Genomic DNA, 23,239 nt, shown 5'->3' with positions numbered 1-23,239 from the left:
GGGTCACCAGCTGGACGAGACAGCTCAGCCGGGTGTGACAGCGCGGACGTCCCACACCCACATGCCGCCGACCGGGCGGGCGTCCTGGTCCAGCAACCGGTCGACCGTGGTGCGCAGGGCGTCGGCCTGGTCGGCCGCCATGGGCAGCACCACGACATCGGCTTCCCAGTACCGCAGGTCCGCCGCCGCCTGCCGCTTGCCCGCCGGCGAGATGGCCGGCGCCACGCCGGTGTCGGCGACCTGTTCGAGCAGCTCCGACACCGGGCGACGCACGGCGCCGTAGGTGCCGCGGCCGTCGGCCGAGGGGCCGACGAAGTAGCCCTCGGCCAGCGGGAAGCCGAAACCGGCCTTCACCTGCCAGTGCAGGGCCTCGGCGTCACCGGTGTCGGGCAGCGGCACCACGACCACCGAACCGCCGGGCTCCACGTACTGGCGCCAGGTGCCGTCGGCGAAGAACTGCGGCACCGGGTCGCGCTCGTGCACGCGCAGCTCGGTGGGGGCGATCGGCACGAGCGCGAACGCGAGCGCGCCGAACCAGCCGATGCGCGCGGCATGGCCCCAGTCGGGCGCGAGGTTCAGCCGCAGCACCCGCTCGGTGGCCATGGCGAGCAGGATCCCCGCCGGGACCACGGCGCCCAGCGCGAACCGCGACTCCAGCACCGACTCGTACAGCGGCAGGTCGAACAGCAGCATCCAGGGGCCGGGGATCGACGTGGGTTCGCCGTCCACGACGAGCAGCACACCCATCGAGATCCACGCGAGCGCGAACATCGCCACCGCGAGCGCCCTCGCGGCCGCCACGCGCCACAGCGCGATGGTCACCGCGGTGAGCAGCAGCACCAGCGGCCAGCCGAAGAAGGCGTTCTCCTCGGTGCGGTTGAGCGAGAGCTTCTCGGCCGTCTCCGCGTCCCCGGCCAGCGACTCGGTGGCGAACGACGTGAACGCCGCCGCGTCGTTGCCCAGCAGGCCGTGCTCGATGCTGCCGTAGCTCTGCGGGCCCGCGAACTGCCACCACAGCGGGAACGCCACGAGCGCGAACGTCACTCCCGCGCCGACGAGGATCCCGGCGCCAAGCGGCCTCGCCATGGCGAGGGCCTCCTCGGGCCGCGACAGCGCGTAGACGATCGCGAACACCGCCATCGTGGTGGCCGCGATCAGCAGCGGCTCCTCGCCGAGGAACACCTGGTAGGTCACGAGCAGTCCGAGCAGCACGCCGTTGCGCACGGGCCGTTCCCCGCGGGCGAGCTTGAGCAGCCGCAGCACGATGAAGGGCAGCAGGAACAGCACGACGAAGTTCGGGTGCGCGTTGGCGTGGGAGATGATCGACGGGGCGAACGCGCAGAACGCGGCTCCGATCGCCGCGCCGGCGCGGGTGTCGACGACGTGCCGGGAGAGCACCCAGTACCAGGCCCCGGCCGTCGCGGCGAGGCCGCCGGTCAGGGTCAGCGCCCATGTGGTGGTGGGCCCGAACAGTACGGTCACGGGTGTGAGCGGGATGCCGACGCCGAGCATGGCCGTGTTGGCCATGAGGTTCACGCCGAGCGGGTAGTTCTGGAAGTCCGAGAAGAGCGGATTCTCCAGGTGCAGCACGGAACGGGCCGTGACCGCGAAGAACCACTCCCACATGTTCTGGTCCTGCACGCTGCTGCTGAGGTACCCGCTGCCCAGGTTCATCCACAGTGGACGGTAGACGAGGAACGCGGCCAGCACGTACGCCGACAGCACCGCGATGTCGGCGATCCGCCCCCGGTACGGCCACCGGACGCGTGGGACCTCGGCGGCCGGCGACCGCATGTCGGCGGCCGCCGTCACGGCTCGACGACCCGGGCCAGGAAGTAGACGGCCCCGGTGCCGCTGTGCCGGACGAGGAGAAGGAACGGGCGGTCCACCGTGACCGTCACCGGCTCGCCGACCGGCATCGAGACCAGCCGCATCGCCACCGCGGTGGCGGCGGCTCCCTCGAGTCCGGCCTCGTCGAGCCTCAGCACGGCCTGATGCAGCACGTCCGACACGAGCAGCCGCGGATCGTCGGTGAGCCCGCCGAAGTCGGCCTCCGGCGTGAACATGGTGTGCACGCCGAGCGAGCGCAGCACGGGCTTGAGCCCGGTGCGCACGTCCAGCGACAGCCGCGGCAGCGACAGGTTCACCATGGCCCCGCGCTTGGCGGACAGCAGATCCGCGAGCAGGTCCTCGTCCATCGTGGACTCCTGCTCGGCGAGCTCGCCGTCCGGCAGCAGCACCACGGCCTCCACGTCACCGACCGCGGGCAGCGACACGAGTCGCCAGCCGTGGCGCTCGGCGTAGGAGAGCCGCTCGGACTGGCGCATCATGGGCACGCGGCGGGTGCCCGACGGCGCGTGGAAGTCCGAGTCGGCGGTCTCCGCCTCCCGGAACGGGTAGGTCCAGGCCACGCGCAGATACAGAGCGTTGACGAGGGTCGCGACGGTGTCCTCTCCCACCGTGCCCTGCGGCAGCAGCTCGGGGATCAGCTCGCGGGTCGCCTTCGCGACGTCGGCGTTGATCGCGGCGCGGGCGGCCTCGGGGTCCTCGACGAACGGCGCGCCCGCGACCCCGCCCGACGGCCAGCTCGCCAGCTCGGTGAGGAAGTCGCGCTTGAGCGCCAGCCCGTCCCACGCCCACAGCGTGTTGGACACCTCGAGCACGGGCTCCTCCTGCCCCGCCCTCGGCGTCAGCTCCGCGGCCTCGCGCAGCATCCCGGCCTGTTCCGCGGCGCCCTCGACCGACCCGGCGAGCAGCGCGGCGGCCTCCTCGGCGGTGACGCCGCGCGCCGCGCTGGTCACCAGCCCGAGTGCGCTCGCGGCGGAGTACGGCGAGTAGCAGGCGTTCCCGGCTCCGGCGGCGGCACGGTGCACCGCGAGTGCGAAGCGGAGGTGTGCGCGTTCCTGGCCGGTGACGGACATCCTTCGAAGTTACCGCCCTTACTGTGAGCTAACTGTGCCGCCCCGTGTGCCACGCGTGCCACGCGTGGGCCTGCGCGTCGGTGAGCGAGGCGAGCTGGTCGATCACCACGCGCAGCTTCGCCGCGTCGTCCCCGGCCGCCTCCCACGCGGGCAGGAAGATCGGGTCGAGCGACTCGGGAGCGCGCCGGGCCACCACGTCGACCAGCTCCACGAGCAGCTGCCGCTGGCCCTCCTGCATGGCCAGCCTGCGCCGGTCGCTCATCACGTAGCGCAACGCGAGCGCCTTGAGCAGCGCCACCTCGGCGCCGACCTGTTCCGGCACTGCCAGCCGCGCCTCGTAGCGCCGCAGCGGCCCGTCACCGTGGGCATCGCGGGTCCCGGTGACGGCGGCGGAGGCGAAGCGGCCCACCAGTTCGCTGGTGAGCCGCTTGAGCGCGACCTGCGCGGACAGCGACGAGTCGTAGCCGTTCGCCGCGAGCGCCGCCACCACCGGCAGGTTCAGCAGCTCCTTCGCCGCACGCTCCACAATGGACACCGAACTGCTCGTGAAGTGCCTGGCCGCGAGCTCGGCCACGGCGGTCCGCTCCTCGGCGTCCGCGAGCACGCTCAGTGAGATGCGGCCCGCGAGCACGCCGTCCTCCACGTCGTGCACCGAGTACGCCACGTCGTCGGCCCAGTCCATGATCTGCGCCTCGAGGCACGTGCTCCGCCCGGGTACGCCCTCGCGCATCCAGCGGAAGACGTCGAGGTCGTCGGCGTACACGCCGAACTTCGCCGTGCCCTCCTCGCGCGGCCATGGGTACTTCGTGGCCGCGTCGAGGCACGCGCGCGTGAGGTTGAGCCCCGCGGCCTCGTCACCGTCGCCGAGCACCTTCGGCTCGAGCCGGGTGAGGATGCGCAACGTCTGCGCGTTGCCCTCGAAGCCGCCGCACGCCAGGGCCGCCTCGTTGAGCGCCTGCTCGCCGTTGTGCCCGAACGGCGGGTGCCCGATGTCGTGGGCGAGGCCCGCGGTGTCGACCAGGTCGGGATCGGCGCCCAGCTCGGCGGCGATGCCCCTGCCGATCTGGGCGACCTCGAGCGAGTGGGTCAGCCGCGTGCGCGGGACACCGCTGACCTCGGCGCCCTCCCCCGGCCCGACGACCTGCGTCTTCCCGGCGAGCCTGCGCAGGGCGGCCGAGTGCAGCACCCTGGCCCGGTCGCGCGCGAACGGGCTGCGCCCGTCACCGCGGGCGCCGGGCAGCGCGGCCCGTTTCGGCGGCTCGGCGTGCCTGCGCTCGCGGTCGTGCTCGCTGTAGACGGCGTTCATCGAACGCCACTTTATGCGTTACCGCAGGCCGGTGCCGCCGATGTTGTCCGCAGGGTTCTTCGACAACCGGTAGTACAGCAGCGCCCCGGTCTCGCGGAAGATGTAGCGGGCCTGCGTCTCGCGGGTCTGCACGATGGGGCCCGTGTGGGTCGGCGACGTGAACGCCTCCAGCCCCACGTCCTCGGCCATCGTGCCCGCGCGCAGCGAGTGCCACGGGTCGCTCACGATCACCACCGTGCTCCAGCCCCTGGCGTGGATCGCGTCGGCCACGGCCTGCAGGGAACGCAGCGTGTCGCTGCCCTCCCCCACCGCGATCGTGCTCGCGCTCGGCACACCGTTCTCCACGAGCCAGTTCGCCCCGGCCTCCGCCTCGGTGTAGGCGTCGCCCTCCCGGTTGCCGCCGGAGGTGACGATGTGCCCGGCGACGCCCTCGTCGTACAGGTCCTTGGCGTGGGACAGCCTGGCCTCGAAGATCTTCGAGGGCACGCCGTTGTACTGCGCCGCACCGAGCACGACGATCGCGTCGACCTGGGGCCGGTCGTCGGCACGCGCCACGTACCAGACCCGGAACGCGGTCCCGCCGAGCACGAGCAGCGCCACGAGCACGACACCGAGGACCGCCCTCCGGATCCAGCTCGCCGCCGACACGTGGGAGGTCATGGGCGCCTCAGCAGCCGATGAGACGCGCGGCCAGGTAGGACTCCAGCTTGTCGATCGCGATCCGCTCCTGCGCCATCGAGTCCCGCTCGCGGACGGTGACGGCCTGGTCGTCCAGCGAGTCGAAGTCGACCGTCACGCAGAACGGCGTGCCGATCTCCTCCTGGCGGCGGTAACGCTTGCCGATCGACTGAGCGTCGTCGAAGTCGACGTTCCAGTGCTTGCGCAGCATCGCGGCGATGTCGCGGGCCTTCGGGGTGAGGTCGGCGTTGCGCGACAGCGGCAGCACCGCGACCTTGAACGGCGCGAGGCGCGGGTCGAGCTTGAGCACGGTCCGCTTGTCCACGCCGCCCTTGGCGTTGGGCACCTCGTCCTCGGTGTAGGCGTCGAGCAGGAACGCCATCATCGGCCTGCCCACACCCGCCGCCGGCTCGATGACGAACGGGCGGTACCGCTGGCCGGACGCCTGGTCGAAATAGGACAGATCCACACCGGAGTGGTTGGAGTGCGTGGTGAGGTCGAAGTCGGTGCGGTTGGCGATGCCCTCAAGCTCACCCCACTCCTGGCCTGCCGAGAACTGGAACCGGTACTCGATGTCCACCGTGCGCTTGGCGTAGTGGGAGAGCTTTTCCTTGGGGTGCTCGTAGGTCCGCAGGTTCTCCCGCGCGATGCCGAGGTCGGCGTACCAGTCCATGCGCAGGTCGATCCAGTACTGGTGCCACTTCTCGTCCTCGCCCGGCTCGACGAAGAACTCCATCTCCATCTGCTCGAACTCGCGCGTGCGGAAGATGAAGTTGCCCGGCGTGATCTCGTTGCGGAAGGACTTGCCGATCTGGCCGATGCCGAACGGCGGCTTCTTGCGCGAGGTGGTCTGCACGTTCAGGAAGTTCACGAAGATGCCCTGCGCGGTCTCCGGGCGCAGGTAGTGCAGGCCCTCCTCGGACTCCACCGGACCGAGGAAGGTCTTGAGCATCATGTTGAACTCACGCGGCTCGGTGTACTGGCCGCGGTTGCCGCAGTTGGGGCACGGCACCTCGGAGAGGTCGTCCTCGTTCACCGGCGTGCCCGTGCGCTCGGCGTACTCCTCGGCCAGCTGGTCCGACCGGAACCGGCGGTGGCACGACAGGCACTCGACGAGCGGGTCGTGGAACGCGTTGACGTGGCCAGAGGCCACCCAGACCTGGCGCGGCAGGATCACCGAGGAGTCCAGGCCGACGACGTCGTCCCGGTTCTGCACCATGGTCTTCCACCACTGGCGCTTGATGTTCTCCTTGAGCTCCACACCGAGCGGTCCGTAGTCCCACGCCGACCGGGTACCGCCGTAGATCTCCCCGGAGGGGAAGACGAAGCCACGACGCTTGCACAGATTGACGACGGTCTCGATGGTGTTGGCGGGCACTCAACGCTCCGGGGCATGCGGAATCGGCTATGACAGTGAGCTACCAGCGTAGCCCGCGTGTCGCACCGCACGTCCCCGGGGATGGACCGTTCACGGACGGGTGACGAGCTCCGCGACGACGATCCGGTTGTCCTCGTAACCGTCGGTGCCGCCCACGTAGTCGCCACCGCACGTGACCAGCACGAGCCGGTGCGGGCCGTCCTGCGCGAAGAGCCGGGGCGCGTGCGCGGGCAGGTCGTCCTTGTGCAGCGTCAGCACGTCGGTGACGCGGTAGACCCACTTGCCGCCGCCCGCGTCCACGACCGTCACGTCCTGGCCCGCGTGCGAGCGCCACAGCTGCTCGAACGGCCCCGTCCGGCCCGCCCAGTTGACGTGCCCGGACAGCAGGGCGACGCCGCGCCCGGCACCGAGCTCGGCACCCCACCAGGTCGCCTCCTGAAGCCCGTCCGGGATCGGCAGCGTGCCGTCAGGGGTCACCTCGCGGCGCACGAGCGTCGCCGTGCCGCCCTCGGGCAGCCGCACCGTGCCGGGCCGCTGCGCCGCCGGGGTATGGCGCAGGGGCACCGCCTCGGGCCGCAGCTCGGTGCTCGAGGGCGTCGTCGTGCTCGACGGCGGCGGGCCGTGCGTGGTGGTGACCACCGGCGGCGGCGGTGCGGCGGCGGGCCCGCCACCGTTGGTCAGCACGAGCGTGCCCGCCACGACGGCCGCGACGGCGAGCAGCCCGAGCGCCGCGGCGAGGCCTCTTCGCGGCACGGCTACTCCTCCGCGCGGGCGGTGGCGGGCCTGCGGCCTCTGGCCAGCAGCAGCGCGGCGGCGCCGAGCACGACCCCGCCGCCCACGAGCGCCCAGCCGAACGGCTCGCCCGCACCCGTGTTCACCTGTGCCCCGGCGGGGATCTTCACCGGCACCACGGGGTCCGCGCGGTCCTCACCGGGGTCCGACGTCACCGGCGTGAAGGCCTCCGGCAGCGAGCAGCTGACGCCGCCCAGCACGAAGCGGGTGGTCACGTCGCGAAGGTCGGCGCCGTCGGCGTCGCGCACGTGCGTGACGATCTCCAGCCGCCAGCCCGCGGCGGTGGTGACCGGGCCGGAGCGCCACTGGTCCTGGCGGACGAGCTGGTCGAACGACGTCACCTTGCCGATCGTGATGTCGGAGACCGTCTGCTCCGGGTCGGCTCCCTCGACCTCGACCGGCGGACCGAAGGGCAGGTTCTCGATCCGCAGCGGCTCGTCTCCCGTGGGCGCCGCCCGCTCCTCGCCGAGCACCCACAGGCGGCCGGTGGTGGTCTCGGCGGTGAGCGCGTCCGGCGCGGCGCACTCGACGGTGCTCCTGGCGTCCTCGAACGCCACGACGGTGGTGCCGGAGGCGAGGTCGCGCAACGCGTAGTTGGCCTCGGCGGTGGCGGTGGGCACGGTGGTGTCCTTCAGCGTCGCCGTGACGTCGTGCTCCCGGCTGGCGACGCCGTCGGGGAAGGGGCTCTCGCCGTCGGCGAACGTGCCGAGATGCAGCAGGTAGTGCGGGCCCACGGCCTCGCGCTCTCCGTCGGATCCGGGTAGCGCGGAGCGGCTCTGCGCGAGCCGGGACGTGCCGGGCAACAGCGGCGAGCGCTGTGTCTCGCTGATCACGGACCCGCCGTCCTCGCCGATCCGCACGGCGGCGACGTTGGCGAACGCGACCGGTCCCGTGTTCTCGTCGACGGCTCTTTCCTGCGCCTGTGCCAGACCGGGCACTGCCGCGAACGCGGCCACCACGGCACCACAGACAGCCAGCTTGGTGACGAAACGACTCATGCTTCCCCTCAGCCAGGTCAACGCGACGGCGATTCACCTTTGCCCACGAACCCGGTCGAATCGGGCGGACCGGCACCCAAGTCACTCGATCGGAGTAGTCGATCATGAGGCCCGGGTCACCCGCGCCAGCGCATCAGGTCACGTGTCGGAAGACGCAAGTACGGTCCAGTGCGGGCCTTCCGCCGCCCCGCGAGGCACCACTCTGTCCCCGCTCGCCCGGCAGAGGACCGGAAGACACGGCCTAGGATGGTATGCATCCGCTGGCCACCCGTGACGACCAAGGCTGGAGAGCACATGTCGACGGTGAGTTCGAACGCGGCTCCCTCGGGCCTTCCCGGCGGCGCCGAGTCGCACGAACACTCGCCGTCGAGGGAGAACCAGCCCGCCCCGCCGCCACTGCCCGCGGCGACGCTCGCCGACGCCGGTGAGCTGCTGCGCGCGCTCGCCGCACCGGTCCGGATCGCGATCGTGCTGCAGCTGCGCGCCGCCGACCGGTGCGTGCACGAGCTCGTCGACGCTCTGCACGTCGCCCAGCCGCTGATCAGCCAGCACCTACGGGTGCTCAAGGCCGCGGGTGTGGTAAATGGTGAACGACGTGGCCGGGAGGTCGTCTACCGGCTGGTGGACGATCACCTGGCGCATATCGTGGTCGACGCCGTCGCCCACGTGCAGGAGGAGGGTCAGGCATGAGCTCATCGGCGACTCGCGGCCGCGCGCCGATGCCGGGGCGCAGGGCGACGAAGCAGCGTGCCGCGGTGGTCGAGCTGCTGGCCGAGATCGACGACTTCCGCTCGGCGCAGGAACTCTACGACGAGCTGCGCAGGCGCGGCGAGGGCATCGGGCTGACCACGGTGTACCGCACGCTGCAGTCGCTGTCGGAGGCCGACGAGATCGACGTGCTGCGCACCGACTCCGGCGAGGCGCTCTACCGCCGCTGCTCCGAGCACCACCACCATCACCTCGTGTGCCGCCGCTGCGGGTTCACCGTCGAGGTCGAGGGCCCCGCGGTCGAGCGGTGGGCCGAGAAGATCGCCGCGGGCAACGGCTTCTCCGACATCAGCCACACCATCGAGATCGTCGGCACCTGCTCCACCTGCGCCCAGCGCAACGGCGCCTGACCCGACTGCAGTGAAGGCCACCTTCACTGCGTTGAACGCAGTGAAGGTGGCCTTCACTGCGGACAGCCGCGGCTAGTACTCGTACGGGTCCTTCGGGGCGGGGACCTCCTGGAGGGTTCCGACCGTCAGCGCGGGGATGTAGCCGCTGTCGGCCGTGTTCAGCCCCGGCACCACCTTCCCCGTCACCCGCACCCACGTGTCGGCAGGCAGGGCGGCCGCGTGGCCGCCGTCGAGGCGCACCCGCACCGGGTAGGCGTCCGCGGCGCAGCAGCCGATCACCAGCCGCGCCAGCAACGTCTCTCGCTCGTCGTGCACCACGAAGCCCGTGAGCGACACCGTGCGCCCGTCGACCGACCGCGCCTCGTCCCAGCCGGCCCTGCTGACGAAGTCGGTGACGGTCAGGGGCAGCGGGTCTCCCTGCGGCAGCGGGGGGAAGCTCGCGCCAGGCCCGGCGGGTGCGAAGCCCTCGGCCGTGCCGCCACGCGTGCGCGTCACCGAGTCCGAGCCGAGCGCCGGCGGCGCCACCAGGAACACCGCGAGCACCGGCACCATCAGAAGCCACGCCGAGCGCGCCGGGTGGTGGTGCTCGTGTCCCGGCTCCTCGACGGCCCGCCTGCGCGCGGCGAGCACGTCGCGCACGATCGCGACCGCCCCGAGCGCCACGGTCACCGCGCCGCCGGCGAGCAGCCACGGCTGGTGCGCGGGCTTGACGTAGCGCAGGTAGTCGCCCGTGATGGCGATCTTGAGCAGCGCCCCGCCGAGCAGCAGCAAAAGGATGTTCTGCGTCTCCCGCCTCATCGCGCACCCCCGAGGAAGAGCAGCCCCGCCCCGACCGCGCACAGGATCGCCACGACGAACGTCACCGGCGCGAACCGCAGCGCGAAGGGCCTGCCGAACGTCCCTGCCTGCAGCGCGAACAGCTTCAGGTCGATGGCGGGCCCCACCACCAGGAACACCAGTCTCGGCAGCAGCGGCAGTGCCGAGAGCGACGCCGCCACGAACGCGTCCGCCTCACTGCACAGCGACAGCACCACGGCCAGCACCGCCATCACCAGGATCCCCAGCACCAGCTGGTCGCCGAGCACCCCGAACCACTCCCCCGGCACCAGCACGCCGAGCGCGGCCGACACCAGCGCGCCGAGCACGAGGAACCCGCCCGCCTCCACCAGGTCGGCCCGAGCCGTCTCGGCGAAGACCTTCCACCGGTCCCTGCCCTCGACCTCGGGGAGCCTGCGCAGCGCGCGCTCGGCGATCCACTCGAGCTTGCCCCAGCGGATCCACAGCCAGCCCATGATCATCGCGGTGAACAGCGAGCCGACGAACCGCGCGAGCACCATGCCGGGCTCGCCGGGGAACGCCACCGCCGTGGAGACGACCACCACCGGGTTCACGGCGGGCGCGGCGAGCAGGAACGTCAGCGCCGCCGCCGGGGCGACGCCCTGTCCGATGAGCCTGCGCGCCACCGGCACGGACGCGCACTCGCAGCCGGCGAGCGCGACACCGGAGAGCCCGGCCACGCCCACCGCGGCGCTGTCCCTGCGTGGCAGCACCCTCCGCAGCACACGAGCCGGGACGAATGCCGCGATCGCGCCGCTGATGAGCACGCCGAGCACCAGGAACGGCAGCGCCTGCACACACACCGCGACGAACACCGTCGCGCCGGTCCGCAGCGCGGGCACGTCGAGCACCGACCGCAGCCACGACTGGCCGAGGATCGCCACGACCAGCACCACGCAGAGCACCTCGACGGAGGTGATCCGCAGGCGCCCGAAGCCGTTCCGCGCCTGCGTGCGGCTACCCACTCACGCTCCCGTGCCGAGGAGCTCGGAGCGCACCTGCGACGCGGTGGACACCACGAGCATCAGCAACGTCCCGAGCGGTGCGACGTCGAGCCCCTGCGCGGGGAAGGCGTAACGCAGCGTGAGGTCCATGCCGCGTTCCGAGTGCACCAGCCCCAGCGTGCCGAAAAGCCCCTGGCCCGCGCGTTCGGCGACCGCGACGGCGAGGCCGGGGTCGTCGGGCAGGTCCCAGCCCACCACGCACGTCATGCTGAGTACGGCGAGCCCGTCGGCCAGCCGCATCGCCTGCACCACGCACGGCACGTCGGAGTGCGAGAACGTCAGTGTGCCGTCGTCGTCGACCTTGACCTCGAGGTAGCGCTCCAGCGCCCGCTTGGCGGCGGTGAGCAGCTCCGCCGTGTCGGCGGCCTCCGATGTCATGAGTGAGCCTCCTTCGCCGCGGCGTCGACCGCCCCGCCGAAGCGGCGGTCGCGCTTGGCGTACTCGAGGCACGCCTCCCAGAGCTTGCGGCGGTCGAAGTCGGGGAAGAGGGTGTCCTGGAAGACGAACTCGGCGTAGGCCGACTGCCACAGCATGAAGTTCGACGTCCGCAGCTCCCCGGAGGGCCGCAGGAACAGGTCCACGTCGGGCATCTCCGGCTGGTACAGGTACTTCGCGAGCGTGCGCTCGTCCACCTTGTCGGGGTTGATCTTGCCCTCCACGGCGAGCTGCGCGATCCGCCGCGCGGCGTCGCCGATCTCGGCCCTGCCGCCGTAGTTGACGCACATGGTCATGTTGAGCAGCGTGTTGTGCCTGGTCTTCTCCTCGGCCGCCTGCAGCTCCTTGATCACGCTGCGCCACAACCTGGGCGTACGCCCCGCCCAGCGGATCCGCACTCCGATCGAGCCGAGGTAGTCGACCTGGCGGCGGATGGTGTCGCGGTTGAAGCCCATGAGGAAACGCACCTCGTCGGGGCTGCGCTTCCAGTTCTCGGTGGAGAAGGCGTACACCGACAGCCATTTGACGCCGAGCTCGACGGCACCGCTCGCCACGTCGATCATGACGGCCTCGCCGCGCTTGTGCCCCTCGATGCGGGGCAGCCCGCGCTGGTTGGCCCACCGGCCGTTGCCGTCCATCACCAGCGCGACGTGGTTCGGTACCAGCTCGGCCGGGATCCGCGGCGGACGCTCGCCGGAAGGGTGCGGGTCAGGCGCCCGCACCGCCCCCTGCGACGCCCTCAGTGACGCCGCCTCCTCGCGTCCCCTGCGCCGCACCTGTCACCTCCGTGTCGCCGGACATCGCGTCCGACCCTAACGCGCCGGTGATCGGGGCCTCGCGGGCACGGCGTTCGACGAAGGGCAGGGAGCGCAGCTGCCGCTCCAGATGCCACTGCAGGTGCGCCGCGACCAGTCCACTCGCGTCGCGCCGCACGCCGGCCGTGGTCTCCTCGGCGACGGGCCAGTTGCCGTGCAGCAGCGCCGCGAGCAGCACCAGCACCTCGGGCGCGGGGTGCACCGAACCCGGCGTGCGGCAGCGACCGCACAGGGAGCCGCCCGCCTGGACGTTGAACGCGGTGTGCGGGCCGGGCTCGCCGCAGCGGGCGCACTCGGTGATGGCGGGCTCCCAGCCCGCGAACGCCATCGCGCGCAGGAAGAACGCGTCGAGCACCAGCGACGCGTCGCGCTGCCCGTCGGCCAGCGCCCGCAGCGCGCCCGTGACCAGCAGGTACAGCTTCAGCGCAGGCTCGCCCTCCTCCGCACTGAGCCGGTCGGCGGTCTCGGTGATCGCGACGGCCGAGGTGTAGCGCGGGTAGTCGCCGACGATCGGCAGCGCGAACGCGTCGACCGTCTCGACCTGCGTGATCACATCGAGCGTGCGGCCCGTGTAGAACTGCGTGTCGACGTGGTTGAACGGCTCCAGCCGGGCCCCGAAGCGGGACGTGGTGCGCCGTACGCCCTTGGCGACCGCGCGGACCTTGCCGTGCCGCCGGGTGAGCATGGTGACGATGCGGTCGGCCTCTCCGAGCTTGTGCAACCGCAGCACCACACCGGTGTCCCGATACAGACTCACGTGTCCATGGTCCCACGTCAGCAGTGAAGGCCACTTGCCTGCGTCGACCGCAGTGAAGGCCACCTTCACTGCGTTCAACGCAGTGAAGGTGGCCTTCACTGCGGTTGGGTGCCACGAACAACGGGTTCAGAAGCCGAGGCGGCCCAGCTGTTTCGGGTCGCGCTGCCAGTCCTTCGCCACCTTGACGTGCAGGTCGAGGTACACCTTCGTGCCCAGCAGGGCCTCGATGTGCTTGCGCGCGTCCGCGCCGACCTGCTTGAGCCTGCTGCCCCGGTGGCCCAGCACGATGCCCTTCTGGCTCGGCCGCTCCACGAACACGTGCGCGTAGACGTCGATGAGGTCGTCGCGGCCCTCGCGGGGCTGCATCTCCTCCACGACCACCGCGATCGAGTGCGGCAGCTCGTCGCGCACGCCCTCCAGCGCGGCCTCCCTGATCAGCTCGGCGACCAGCGTCTGCTCGGGCTCGTCGGTGAGGTCGCCGCCGGGGTAGAGCTGGGGTCCTTCCGGCAGCCGCCGCACGAGCACGTCGGCGAGGGTGCCCACCTGGTAACCATCCACAGCGGACACCGGGACGAGGTCGGCGAACTCCATGACGTCCTGCAGCGCCAGCAGTTGCTGCGCGACCTGGTCCGGCGAAGCTAGATCGGTCTTGGTGACGATGCCGATCACCGGTGTGTGCCGGGCGATCTTGGCGAGCTCACCCGCGATGAACTTGTCACCGGGGCCCACCTTCTCGTTGGCGGGCACGCAGAACCCCACGACGTCCACTTCGGACCACGTCGAGCGCACGACGTCGTTGAGCCGCTGGCCGAGCAGCGTGCGCGGGCGGTGCAGGCCGGGGGTGTCGATGATGATCAGCTGCGCGTCGTCGCGATGCACGATGCCGCGGATCGCGTGCCGCGTGGTCTGCGGCTTGCTCGACGTGATGGCGATCTTGGTGCCGACGAGTGCGTTGGTGAGCGTCGACTTCCCCGCGTTGGGCCGCCCGACGAAGCAGGCGAACCCGGACCGGTGCTCGTCGGTCACCGAAGGATCTCCTGCACGGCCCCGGACGGATCGGCCCGCAGGATCGGCGCGCTCGGCGTGAGGTCGTGCACGGCCTGCACGGACGCGCCCTTGACCATGACCTGGTTCGTGACCACGGCGGCGGCCTCGAGGCCCTCCGCACCGCTGGACACGGCGGCGGCCACGGCGGCCTGCAACGCGGTCAGCTTGAACGAGGGCAGGTCGACCGTGGCGGCGGCGTAGGTGCGGCCGTCGGTGTCGCGCACGGCGGCCCCCTCCTCCGCCTGGATGCGGGCTCGGGTGGAGCGCGCGAGGACGATGATCTTCTCGTCCTCCGGGTCAAGGTCAGGCATGTTCGACGCTCCTATCGCGCTCGTCGGTTCCGTTCTGCCGGGGCGGCACCCACTCCTCGTCGGCGGGACGCACCACCACCGTCGTGATGCGCATCCTGCCGCGCCGGTCCTTGCCGCCCTCTGCCCGCAGCCGCAGACCCTCGACCTCGGCCTCCGCGCCGGGCAGCGGGACCCGGCCGAGTCGCTGCGCGAGCAGGCCGCCGACCGTCTCCACGTCGTGGTCGGTGAGGTCGACGTGGAACAGCTCGCCGAGGTCGTCGATGCCGAGGCGCGCCGACACGCGCACCACGCGCTCGTCGAGGTGCTCGACGGGCGGGCGCTCGCCGGTGTCGGACTCGTCGGTGATCTCGCCGACGATCTCCTCCAGGATGTCCTCGATCGTGAGCAGGCCGGCCGTGCCGCCGTACTCGTCGACGGCGATCGCCATGTGGTGGCGCGACATCTGCATCTCCTTGAGCAGGCTGTCGAGCCGTTTGGAGTCGGGCACGAAGCTGGCGGGGTTCATCAGCTCGCTCACCTGACGGGCCGTGCCGCTCTCCGCCATCGACGCCCGCACCAGGTCCTTGAGGTTCACGACGCCGACGATGTCGTCCACGGACTCGCCGATCACCGGCAGCCGCGTGAACCCGGTGCGCATGGACAGCGCGAGCGCCTGGCGCACGGTCTTGCCCTGCTCGATCCACACGATCTCGGTGCGCGGCACCATCACCTCGCGCGCGACGGTGTCCCCCAGCTCGAACACCGAGTGGATCATCTCGCGCTCGTCGGTGCCCACGACGCCGCGCTCGCCTGCGAGGTCGACCAGCTCGCGCAGCTCGGTCTCGGTGGTGAACGGGCCCTCGCGGAAGCCCTTGCCGGGCGTGATCGCGTTGCCCAGCACGATGAGCAGTTTGCTGAGCGGGCCGAGGATGGTGCCGAGCACGCGCACGGGCCCGGCGACCATCGTGCCGACGCGGTACGGGTGCTGCCTGCCGATGGTGCGCGGGCCGACTCCGACGAGGACGTAGCTGACGAGCACCATGATCAGCCCGGCGGCGAGCACGGCGAGCGGCACCGGCTGGAACCAGCGCACACTGACGATGGTGACCAGCACGGTCGCGGTCAGCTCGCAGCTCATGCGCAGCAGCAACAGCAGGTTGATGTGTCTGCTGCGCTCACCGACCACGGCGAGCAACTGGCGCGCACCGACGCGGCCGAGGCGGACGAGCCCCTCGACGCGGGCCTGCGAGACGGTGCTCACGGCGGCGTCGGCGGCGGCGAAGACACCGCCGAGCAGCACCAGCAGCGTGGCGATGACCAGCAGGACGGCCGAGCCGGTCACGGCGCCTCCTGGTCGTGCCCCCGGTCGAGCCCGGCCGCCCCGAGCAGACGGTCGTCGTTGCTGCGCTGGACGTCCTGCCGCTGCGCGGCGAGTGCCGCGGCGCGGAAGTCGGCCAGGATCCGCCTCTGCAGCGCGAACATCTCGCGCTCCTCGGCCGGCTCGGCGTGGTCGTAGCCGAGCAGGTGGAGCACGCCGTGGACGGTCAGCAGGTGCAGCTCCTCGATGAGCGAGTGCCCGGCCGTGCGTGCCTGGTCCTTGGCGAACGCGGGGCACAGCACGATGTCACCCAGCAGCGCGGGCGAGGCCTCTGGCGCGTCGGGCCGCCGCGTGGACTCCAGTTCGTCCATGGGAAACGCCATGACGTCGGTGGGGCCGGGAAGGTCCATCCAGCGCTCGTGCAGGTCCTCCATCACGTCGAGGGTCACCAGCAGCACGGACAGCTCCGCGAGCGGGCTGACCTCCATCCGGTCCAGCGCGAACCGGGCGGCCGACACGATCGACGCCTCGTCGACCCCGACGCCGGACTCATTGGCGATCTCGATGCTCACGGGCGTTCTCGCCTCCTTCGTCCCTCACCCGGCGAGAACACCCGCGAGGCACGAACGCACTGTGTCCAACGGAGCGATTCCTCGCTGCGCTCGCCAATGCTCACGGGCGTCCCCGCCTCCTTCGTCCCTCACCCGGCGAGAACACCCGCGAGGCACGAACGCACTGTGTCCAACGGAGCAATTCCTCGCTGCGCTCGTCATCGCTCATCGACCGCTGACGGCCCTTCCGTTGCCCGTGGCGGCGTCCTGGGTGGCCTGCCACTTCTCGTACGCGTCGACGATGTCGCCGACCAGCTTGTGCCGCACCACGTCCTGGCTGTTCAGGCTGGCGAAGTGCAGGTCGTCGACGCCCTCGAGGATGTCGCGCACGATCCGCAGCCCGCTGCGCTGCCCGCTCGGCAGATCGACCTGCGTGATGTCACCGGTGACCACGACCTTCGAGCCGAAGCCGAGGCGGGTCAGGAACATCTTCATCTGCTCGGGCGTGGTGTTCTGCGCCTCGTCGAGGATGATGAACGCGTCGTTGAGCGTGCGACCGCGCATGTAGGCCAGCGGCGCGATCTCGATCGTGCCCGCCTGCATCAGGCGCGGGATCGAGTCGGGGTCGACCATGTCGTGCAGCGCGTCGTACAGGGGGCGCAGGTAGGGGTCGATCTTCTCGTAGAGCGTGCCGGGCAGGAAGCCGAGCCGCTCCCCCGCCTCGACAGCCGGCCTGGTGAGGATGATGCGGTTGACCTGCTTGGCCTGCAGGGCCTGCACCGCCTTCGCCATGGCGAGGTATGTCTTGCCGGTGCCGGCGGGGCCGATGCCGAACACGATCGTGTGCTTGTCGATGGCGTCGACGTACCGCTTCTGGTTCAGCGTCTTGGGCCGGATCGTCCGTCCCCTGCGGGACAGGATGTCCATGCTCAGCACGTCGGCCGGCGACTCCGACGTGCCCGTGGACAGCATCGCGACGGTGCGCCGGACGGTGTCGGGCCCGACCTGCTGGCCGCGGGTGGCAAGGGTGACGAGCTCGGCGAAGACGCGCTCGGCGAAGGCGACGTCGGACGGCGCGCCGGTGAGGGTGACCTCATTGCCCCTGACGTGCACGTCGGCATCGAGGAGGTCTTCCGCGGCGCGGAGGTTCTCGTCACGAGAGCCGAGCAGAACGAGCGCGGCGGCGTCGGGAATCGGGAACTTCGACTGTGCCGACTGAGCCGCTGGTTGCGAGACGGCGTCTGCTGGTTGCTGCGGAACGGTTCCGGCCACGTGGCCTCTGGCCTGCTTTCTGCACGTACGTGCCACTCGTCGTTGCTGCTTGCCCTGTCGATGTTAACGGCATCGACACATCAGGGCGGCTAGATTACCCGGCCTCACCCGAGTAACGCCCGAAGTGGCCGAGCTGTTCCCCTCCGAGCACGTGCGCGTGCACGTGGAAAACGGTCTGACCTGCGTGGGAGTCGGTGTTGAAGACCACCCGGTAGCCGTTTTCGGTGAGGCCTTCCAGTTCGGCGACCTTGGCCGCGGTGGCGATCACGTCGGCGAGCAACTGCGGGTCGGCCGCGGCGAGCTCGGCGACGTTCCGATACCGCTTCTTCGGCACCACCAGCACGTGCGTGGCGGCCTGCGGCTGAATGTCGCGAAAGGCCAGCGTCGTCTCGGTCTCGTGCACGATGTCGGCGGGAATCTCTCGAGCAATGATCCGCTCGAACAAGGTATCGGCATCACTCATGGCCAAACCCTAACGTCCACCACACCCGAAGGCCGACCACCGGACCGCCGACCGCAAGAAGGGCAACCCCACGACCACATGCCGCCCAGAAAACACAGCGACACCGCGAAGAGGGAGCGGAGGGCCAAAGGCCCGGAGCGACTAAGAAGCCGCGGGGCGGTTCGGGGGGTCTGGGGGGTGTCCCCCCAGAGAACACAGCGACACCGCCAAGGGGGAGGGTGGCCGGAGGCCACCCGACTAAGAAGCCGCGGGGCGGTTCGGGGGGTCTGGGGGGTGTCCCCCCAGAGAACACAGCGACACCGCCAAGGGGGAGGGTGGCCGGAGGCCACCCGACTAAGAAGCCGCGGGGCGGTGAAGCCTGGGGGTCGCTCCACTCGCCACCGCGGCGCCGCCGGACCGAGGGGGGAGGTGTCCGGCGGGGTCGTCAGCACACGGCCATCCGTGTGTGTCCGATCGTTAACAACAGTAACGGCTGGTTGCCGAGATGCGCCAGAAATCACCGAGAAAAAGGGTCCAAACAGCCGTGTGGGCAGGATTGCCCGCGTCCATTCGGGCTACCGCCACCGCGCAGTCAGGGCACCGAGTGCACCGAGCGCGACCGCGCCTGCCGTGGACGTGCGCAACACCGTGGGCCCGAGCCGCACCTCGACGGCGCCCGCGGTGCGGAACGCGGCGAGCTCCTCGGCCGTGACGCCGCCCTCCGGGCCCACGACGACGTACAGCTTCCCTTGCTGTGGGAGGGATACCTCGGTGAGGAGGTGCTCGGCGCCCGCCTCCAGCACGAGCGCGCCGTCGGCGTCGGCGAGCAACGCCGCGAGCTGCCGGGTGCTCACCGGGTCGCCGACCTCGGGCACCCGGCCCCTGCGGGCCTGCTTGGCGGCAGCGCGGGCCGTGCCGCGCCAGCGCGCGAGCGCCTTGGCGCCGCGGGGCCCGTCGTCCCAGCGCGCGATGCTGCGCGCGGCGCGCCAGGGCAGCACGGCATCGGCTCCGGCCTCGGTGGCGAGCTCGACGGCCAGCTCGCCGCGATCGCCCTTCGCGAGCGCCTGCACGATCGTGACGTGCAGCGCGGGCTCGGGCTCGTCGCGGCGGGTCTCGACGGTGAGCTCCAGCCGGGCGTCCCTGCCGGGGTGGACGGCGTCCACCACGCAGTCGGCGACGCCGCCGTTCCCGTCGGACAGGGTCAGCCGCTCGCCGACCCGCGTGCGGCGGACGGTGACGGCGTGGCGGGCCTCCTCGCCGTCGAGAACGACGTGGCCGCCGGGTGGCAGCGCCTCGACCAGGAAGACCGGTGGGGTGGTCTCGGTCACCGGCTCTTGGCGCGCAGCTTCGAGAACAGCCCGCCGTGCTTGGTGCCGTTGCCCGCGAGCATCGGCGCCTCCTCGCCACGCAGCTGGGCCAGCTCGCGCAGGAGCCCGGACTGCTCGTCATCGAGCTTGGTCGGCACGACCACCTCGACGTGGACGTGCAGGTCGCCCCTGCCGTCAACGCGGCCGGAGGAGCGCAGTCTCGGCATGCCCTTTCCGGTGAGCACGAGTTCGGTGTTCGGCTGCGTACCGGGCTCGATGTCGATCTCCTGCTCGCCGTCGATCAGCGTCTCCAGCGGCACGACGGCGCCGAGCGCGGCGCTGGTCATCGGGATGCGCAGGTGGCAGTGCAGGTCGTTGCCCTGGCGGACGAAGACGTCGTGCGGCTCCTCGTCGATCTCGACGTAGAGGTCGCCCGCCGGGCCGCCGCCCGCGCCGACCTCGCCCTGGCCGGAGAGCCGGATGCGCATGCCGTCGCCGACGCCGGGCGGGATCTTGGCGGTGACGTTGCGGCGCGCGCGCACGCGGCCGTCGCCCCCACACTGCTGGCAGGGGTCGGTGATGACCTCGCCGAAGCCGCGGCACACCGGGCACGGACGGGCGGTGACCACCTGGCCGAGGAACGAGCGCTGCACGGACTGGATCTCACCCTGCCCGTTGCAGGTGTCACACGTGGTGACGGAGCCGCCCTCCGCCGTTCCGGCGCCACGGCAGCGGTCGCACAGGATCGCGGTGTCGACGGTGATCTCCTTGTCGACGCCGGTGGCGCACTCCTCGAGCGAGAGGCTCAGCCGGATGAGCGCGTCGGAGCCCGGCTGCACGCGGCTGCGCGGCCCACGGCCCCTGCCGCCGCCCGCGGCGGCGCCGAAGAAGGCGTCCATGATGTCGCCGAGCCCGCCGAAGCCCGCGAAGGGATCACCGCCACCGCCGCGGCCGGCCCCGTTGTCCATGGGGTCCCCACCGAGGTCGACGATCTTGCGCTTCTGCGGGTCGGAGAGGACCTCGTAGGCGGTGGTGACCTCGCTGAACTTGTGCTGCGCGTCCTCGGACGGGTTGACATCGGGGTGCAGCTCGCGGGCGAGCTTGCGGTACGCGCGCTTGATCTCCTGGTCGCTCGCGTTCTTCGGCACGCCCAGAATGCCGTAGTAGTCCCTCGCCACCGTCTTGACGTCCTCCTGTGTTCTTGCCGACCCCGCGCGCGACGCGATCGCGCCGCCGGGGCTCTGACCTGGTTACGCGGTGTCCGTTCGCGCCGCCTCGGCGCCCCGCCGCCACGATCGCGGGGCCTTCGGCTGGAGCGCGACCTGTGCTCGCCTCGCCAGCCGGCAGTTCGTTGACACTCGTCCTCCTAGTAACGAGCCACAACGGTCCGGCTACTTGCCGGACAGGATCTGGCCCACGTAGTTGGCCACCGCGCGTACCGCGGCGATCGTGCCCGGGTAGTCCATCCTGGTCGGACCGACCACACCCATGCCCCCCAGCAGCAGCTGGTCGGAGCCGTACCCGATCGACACGATCGAGGTGCTCCGCATCTGCTCGTCCTCATTCTCCTCACCGATACTCACGGTGACCGCACCGGGGTTGCGGGCGGCGGCGAGCAGTTTGAGCACCACGACCTGTTCCTCCAGCGCCTCGAGCACCTGCCGCAGCGAGCCGGGGAAGTCGGCGACGTTGCGTGTGAGGTTGGCCGTGCCGCCGAGGACCAGCCGCTCCTCGGGGTGCTCGACCAGCGACTCGACCAGCACCGTGCACACCCTGGTCATCACGTCCCGCAGCTCGCTCGGGCTCGACTCGGGCAGCTCGGAGACCTTCGCGGCGGCCTCGGCGAGCTTGTGCCCGGCGAGCGTGCCGTTGAGGACGTCGCGCAGCCTGGCCACGGCGTCGTCGGTGACCACGTCGCCGAGGTCGACGGTGCGCTGGTCGACCCGGCCCGTGTCGGTGATCAGCACGAGCATGAGCCGAGCGGGCGTCAGCGGGACCACCTCGACGTGGCGCACCGTCGAGTTGGTCAGCGTCGGGTACTGGATGACGGCGACCTGGCGGGTGAGCTGCGCGAGCAGCCGCACCGAGCGGCGCAGGACGTCGTCGAGGTCGATCGCGCCCTCCAGGAACTGCCTGATCGCCCTGCGCTCGGCGGATGACAGCGGCTTGATCTCGGAGAGCCGGTCGACGAAGAGCCGGTAACCCTTGTCCGTGGGGATGCGGCCGGCGCTGGTGTGCGGCTGCGTGATGTAGCCGTCCTCCTCCAGCGCGGCCATGTCGTTGCGCACAGTGGCGCTCGACACACCGAGGTTGTGGCGATCGACCAGTGCCTTGGAGCCGACGGGCTCCTGGTTCGACACGTAGTCGGCCACGATGGCGCGTAGCACCTCGAAACGTCGCTCGTCCGCGATGGCCACCGGCACCTCCTCCGTCGCCTTTTGACAACGAGTTTACGGTGCCCGAACGTGTTGTCGCCTAGACGTTGCGCGGGAAGCCCAGGTTGACGCCTCCATGGGAGGGGTCGAGCCAGCGCGAGGTGACGACCTTGGTGCGGGTGAAGAAGTGGAAACCCTCCGGACCGTACGCGTGGCTGTCGCCGAACAGCGAGTTCTTCCAGCCGCCGAACGAGTAGTAGCCAACGGGCACGGGGATCGGCACGTTGACGCCGACCATGCCCACCTCGACCTCGTTCTGGAACCGCCGAGAAGCCCCGCCGTCATTGGTGAAGATCGCCGTGCCGTTGCCGTACGGGTTGGCGTTGATCAACGCCAGCGCGGCGTCGTAGCTGTGGGCGCGGGCGACGCACAGCACGGGCCCGAAGATCTCGTCGGTGTAGATCGACATGCCGGGCTCGACCTGGTCGAACAGCGTGGGGCCGAGCCAGAAGCCGCCCGAGTCGCCGTCGACGCCCGCCTCCCTGCCGTCCACCACGAGCCGCGCCCCGGCCTCGACACCGGCGTCGAGATATGACGCGACGCGCTCGCGGTGGGCCGCCGTGACGAGTGGTCCCATCTCCGAGTCGGGCCTGCGGCCGTCGCCGACCCGCAGCCTGCCCATCCGCTCGGTGATCTTGCTCACCAGCTCGTCGCCGACCGGTTCCACGGCCACCACGACCGACACGGCCATGCACCGCTCCCCCGCCGAGCCGAACCCGGCCGACACCGCGGCGTCCGCGGCGAGGTCGAGGTCGGCGTCGGGCAGCACCACCATGTGGTTCTTCGCGCCGCCGAGCGCCTGCACGCGCTTGCCCGCCGCCGTGCCGGTCTCGTAGACGTAGCGCGCGATCGGTGTGGAGCCGACGAACGAGATCGCCTTCACCTCAGGGTGCTTCAGCAGACCGTCCACCGCGACCTTGTCGCCGTGCAGCACGTTCAGCACGCCGCTCGGCAGGCCGGCCTCGGCGAACAGCTCAGCGATGAAGTTGGCGGCCGACGGATCCTTCTCGCTCGGCTTGAGCACCACGGTGTTGCCGCACGCGATCGCGTTGGGCACGAACCACAGCGGCACCATCGCCGGGAAGTTGAACGGCGAGATCACGCCGACGACCCCGAGCGGCTGGGCGAGCGAGTACACGTCGACCCCGCGCGACGCGTTCTCGCTGTACCCGCCCTTGAGCAGCTGCGGCGCACCGCACGCGTACTCGACGTTCTCGATCGCCCGCTGCACCTCGCCCGCGGCGTCCGAGAGCACCTTGCCGTGCTCGCTCGTCACGATCGCGGCGAGCTCCTCCTTGCGCGCCACGAGCAGCTCGCGGAACGCGAACATGATCTTCGTGCGCGCGGCGAGCGAGGTGTCGCGCCAGCCGGGAAAGGCGGCGGCAGCGGCGTTCACGGCCTCGGCGACCTGCCCGTCACCGGCGAAGTCCACCAATGCGCGGACTTCGCCGGTGGCGGGATCGAACACCTCCCCGGTCCGTTCAGCGACCCCAGCCCAGCTCTTGCCGTCGATCCAATGACTGATCCGGTTCGTCACG

General features: G+C 71.2%; 24 protein-coding genes. 2 read left to right on the top strand and 22 right to left on the bottom strand.

The window, feature by feature from the left end; translation table 11 throughout:
• Window positions 1–24: 24 nt before the first annotated feature.
• The 7 genes from FCN18_RS26475 to FCN18_RS26445 all read right to left on the bottom strand — a co-directional run bounded on the left by FCN18_RS26475 (window position 25) and on the right by FCN18_RS26445 (window position 8,073).
• A complete protein-coding gene (locus tag FCN18_RS26475) occupies window positions 25–1,794 on the bottom strand; it encodes a glycosyl transferase (protein WP_137096426.1) in 1,770 nt (589 codons plus the stop codon).
• A gap of 14 nt (window positions 1,795–1,808) precedes the next feature.
• Window positions 1,809–2,921, bottom strand: coding sequence for a serpin family protein (locus FCN18_RS26470; RefSeq protein ID WP_112268158.1), 1,113 nt, complete (start codon window positions 2,919–2,921; stop codon window positions 1,809–1,811).
• Between the two features lie 28 nt (window positions 2,922–2,949).
• Window positions 2,950–4,227 carry a deoxyguanosinetriphosphate triphosphohydrolase gene (locus FCN18_RS26465; RefSeq protein WP_137096380.1) on the bottom strand — a complete coding sequence of 426 codons (1,278 nt, stop codon included), beginning with the start codon at window positions 4,225–4,227 and terminating at the stop codon, window positions 2,950–2,952.
• Window positions 4,228–4,245: 18 nt separating this feature from the next.
• Window positions 4,246–4,887, bottom strand: a complete 642-nt coding sequence (locus FCN18_RS26460) for a YdcF family protein (RefSeq protein WP_137096379.1) — start codon at window positions 4,885–4,887, stop codon at window positions 4,246–4,248.
• A 7-nt stretch (window positions 4,888–4,894) separates the two neighbouring features.
• Entirely contained in the window at window positions 4,895–6,283 is a 1,389-nt protein-coding gene (locus tag FCN18_RS26455) for a glycine--tRNA ligase (protein ID WP_112268161.1), read from the bottom strand.
• Window positions 6,284–6,373: 90 nt separating this feature from the next.
• The gene (locus tag FCN18_RS26450; protein ID WP_137096378.1) at window positions 6,374–7,036 is read right to left on the bottom strand and encodes a class F sortase; all 663 of its coding nucleotides are present in this window, start codon (window positions 7,034–7,036) and stop codon (window positions 6,374–6,376) included.
• Between the two features lie 2 nt (window positions 7,037–7,038).
• On the bottom strand, window positions 7,039–8,073 hold the full coding sequence (locus tag FCN18_RS26445) for a hypothetical protein (protein WP_137096377.1): 1,035 nt from the start codon (window positions 8,071–8,073) through the stop codon (window positions 7,039–7,041).
• 294 nt (window positions 8,074–8,367) lie between these two features.
• Between FCN18_RS26445 and FCN18_RS26440 the strand changes: the two genes are divergently transcribed.
• A complete protein-coding gene (locus FCN18_RS26440) occupies window positions 8,368–8,763 on the top strand; it encodes an ArsR/SmtB family transcription factor (protein ID WP_112268165.1) in 396 nt (131 codons plus the stop codon).
• The gene (locus FCN18_RS26435) at window positions 8,760–9,191 is read left to right on the top strand and encodes a Fur family transcriptional regulator (RefSeq protein WP_112268167.1); all 432 of its coding nucleotides are present in this window, start codon (window positions 8,760–8,762) and stop codon (window positions 9,189–9,191) included. Before FCN18_RS26440 ends, FCN18_RS26435 begins: the two co-directional genes overlap by 4 nt.
• Window positions 9,192–9,263: 72 nt before the next feature.
• Here FCN18_RS26435 and FCN18_RS26430 read toward each other — a convergent pair whose 3' ends face one another.
• The 15 genes from FCN18_RS26430 to FCN18_RS26360 form a co-directional block, all read right to left on the bottom strand.
• Complete coding sequence (locus tag FCN18_RS26430; RefSeq protein WP_112268169.1) at window positions 9,264–9,989, bottom strand: TIGR03943 family putative permease subunit; 726 nt, start codon at window positions 9,987–9,989, stop codon at window positions 9,264–9,266.
• The gene (locus FCN18_RS26425) at window positions 9,986–10,993 is read right to left on the bottom strand and encodes a permease (protein ID WP_112268171.1); all 1,008 of its coding nucleotides are present in this window, start codon (window positions 10,991–10,993) and stop codon (window positions 9,986–9,988) included. Before FCN18_RS26425 ends, FCN18_RS26430 begins: the two co-directional genes overlap by 4 nt.
• Window positions 10,994–11,410: a hypothetical protein gene (locus FCN18_RS26420; RefSeq protein ID WP_112268173.1), complete on the bottom strand. Its 417-nt coding sequence runs from the start codon at window positions 11,408–11,410 to the stop codon at window positions 10,994–10,996. It abuts the gene before it with no gap.
• On the bottom strand, window positions 11,407–12,243 hold the full coding sequence (locus FCN18_RS26415; RefSeq protein ID WP_199542686.1) for an isoprenyl transferase: 837 nt from the start codon (window positions 12,241–12,243) through the stop codon (window positions 11,407–11,409). The genes FCN18_RS26420 and FCN18_RS26415 overlap by 4 nt, the downstream gene beginning before the upstream one ends.
• The gene (recO, locus tag FCN18_RS26410; protein WP_112268332.1) at window positions 12,176–13,039 is read right to left on the bottom strand and encodes a DNA repair protein RecO; all 864 of its coding nucleotides are present in this window, start codon (window positions 13,037–13,039) and stop codon (window positions 12,176–12,178) included. The genes FCN18_RS26415 and recO overlap by 68 nt, the downstream gene beginning before the upstream one ends.
• 126 nt (window positions 13,040–13,165) lie before the next feature.
• Window positions 13,166–14,065 (bottom strand): GTPase Era, encoded by a 900-nt coding sequence (gene era, locus FCN18_RS26405; RefSeq protein ID WP_112268175.1) that lies wholly within the window; start codon window positions 14,063–14,065, stop codon window positions 13,166–13,168.
• Entirely contained in the window at window positions 14,062–14,397 is a 336-nt protein-coding gene (locus FCN18_RS26400; protein ID WP_112268177.1) for a cytidine deaminase, read from the bottom strand. Before FCN18_RS26400 ends, era begins: the two co-directional genes overlap by 4 nt.
• On the bottom strand, window positions 14,390–15,718 hold the full coding sequence (locus FCN18_RS26395) for a hemolysin family protein (RefSeq protein WP_112268179.1): 1,329 nt from the start codon (window positions 15,716–15,718) through the stop codon (window positions 14,390–14,392). The genes FCN18_RS26400 and FCN18_RS26395 overlap by 8 nt, the downstream gene beginning before the upstream one ends.
• Complete coding sequence (gene ybeY / locus FCN18_RS26390; protein ID WP_112268181.1) at window positions 15,715–16,266, bottom strand: rRNA maturation RNase YbeY; 552 nt, start codon at window positions 16,264–16,266, stop codon at window positions 15,715–15,717. The genes FCN18_RS26395 and ybeY overlap by 4 nt, the downstream gene beginning before the upstream one ends.
• Window positions 16,267–16,470: 204 nt before the next feature.
• Window positions 16,471–17,517 (bottom strand): PhoH family protein, encoded by a 1,047-nt coding sequence (locus FCN18_RS26385; protein WP_112268183.1) that lies wholly within the window; start codon window positions 17,515–17,517, stop codon window positions 16,471–16,473.
• A gap of 94 nt (window positions 17,518–17,611) precedes the next feature.
• The gene (locus FCN18_RS26380; protein ID WP_112268185.1) at window positions 17,612–17,980 is read right to left on the bottom strand and encodes a histidine triad nucleotide-binding protein; all 369 of its coding nucleotides are present in this window, start codon (window positions 17,978–17,980) and stop codon (window positions 17,612–17,614) included.
• Window positions 17,981–18,534: 554 nt separating this feature from the next.
• On the bottom strand, window positions 18,535–19,287 hold the full coding sequence (locus tag FCN18_RS26375; protein ID WP_137096376.1) for a 16S rRNA (uracil(1498)-N(3))-methyltransferase: 753 nt from the start codon (window positions 19,285–19,287) through the stop codon (window positions 18,535–18,537).
• Entirely contained in the window at window positions 19,284–20,444 is a 1,161-nt protein-coding gene (dnaJ, locus tag FCN18_RS26370) for a molecular chaperone DnaJ (protein ID WP_112268188.1), read from the bottom strand. The genes FCN18_RS26375 and dnaJ overlap by 4 nt, the downstream gene beginning before the upstream one ends.
• A 213-nt stretch (window positions 20,445–20,657) precedes the next feature.
• Entirely contained in the window at window positions 20,658–21,683 is a 1,026-nt protein-coding gene (gene hrcA / locus FCN18_RS26365; RefSeq protein ID WP_112268190.1) for a heat-inducible transcriptional repressor HrcA, read from the bottom strand.
• A gap of 58 nt (window positions 21,684–21,741) precedes the next feature.
• Window positions 21,742–23,238: a CoA-acylating methylmalonate-semialdehyde dehydrogenase gene (locus tag FCN18_RS26360; RefSeq protein ID WP_113644087.1), complete on the bottom strand. Its 1,497-nt coding sequence runs from the start codon at window positions 23,236–23,238 to the stop codon at window positions 21,742–21,744.
• Window position 23,239: the final 1 nt, after the last annotated feature.

The sequence above is a fragment of the Prauserella endophytica genome (assembly GCF_005146945.1).
GTDB lineage: Bacteria > Actinomycetota > Actinomycetes > Mycobacteriales > Pseudonocardiaceae > Prauserella_A > Prauserella_A endophytica.
Note: the sequence above shows the minus strand (reverse complement) of the source record. Positions and strands in the feature narration are given on the sequence as shown.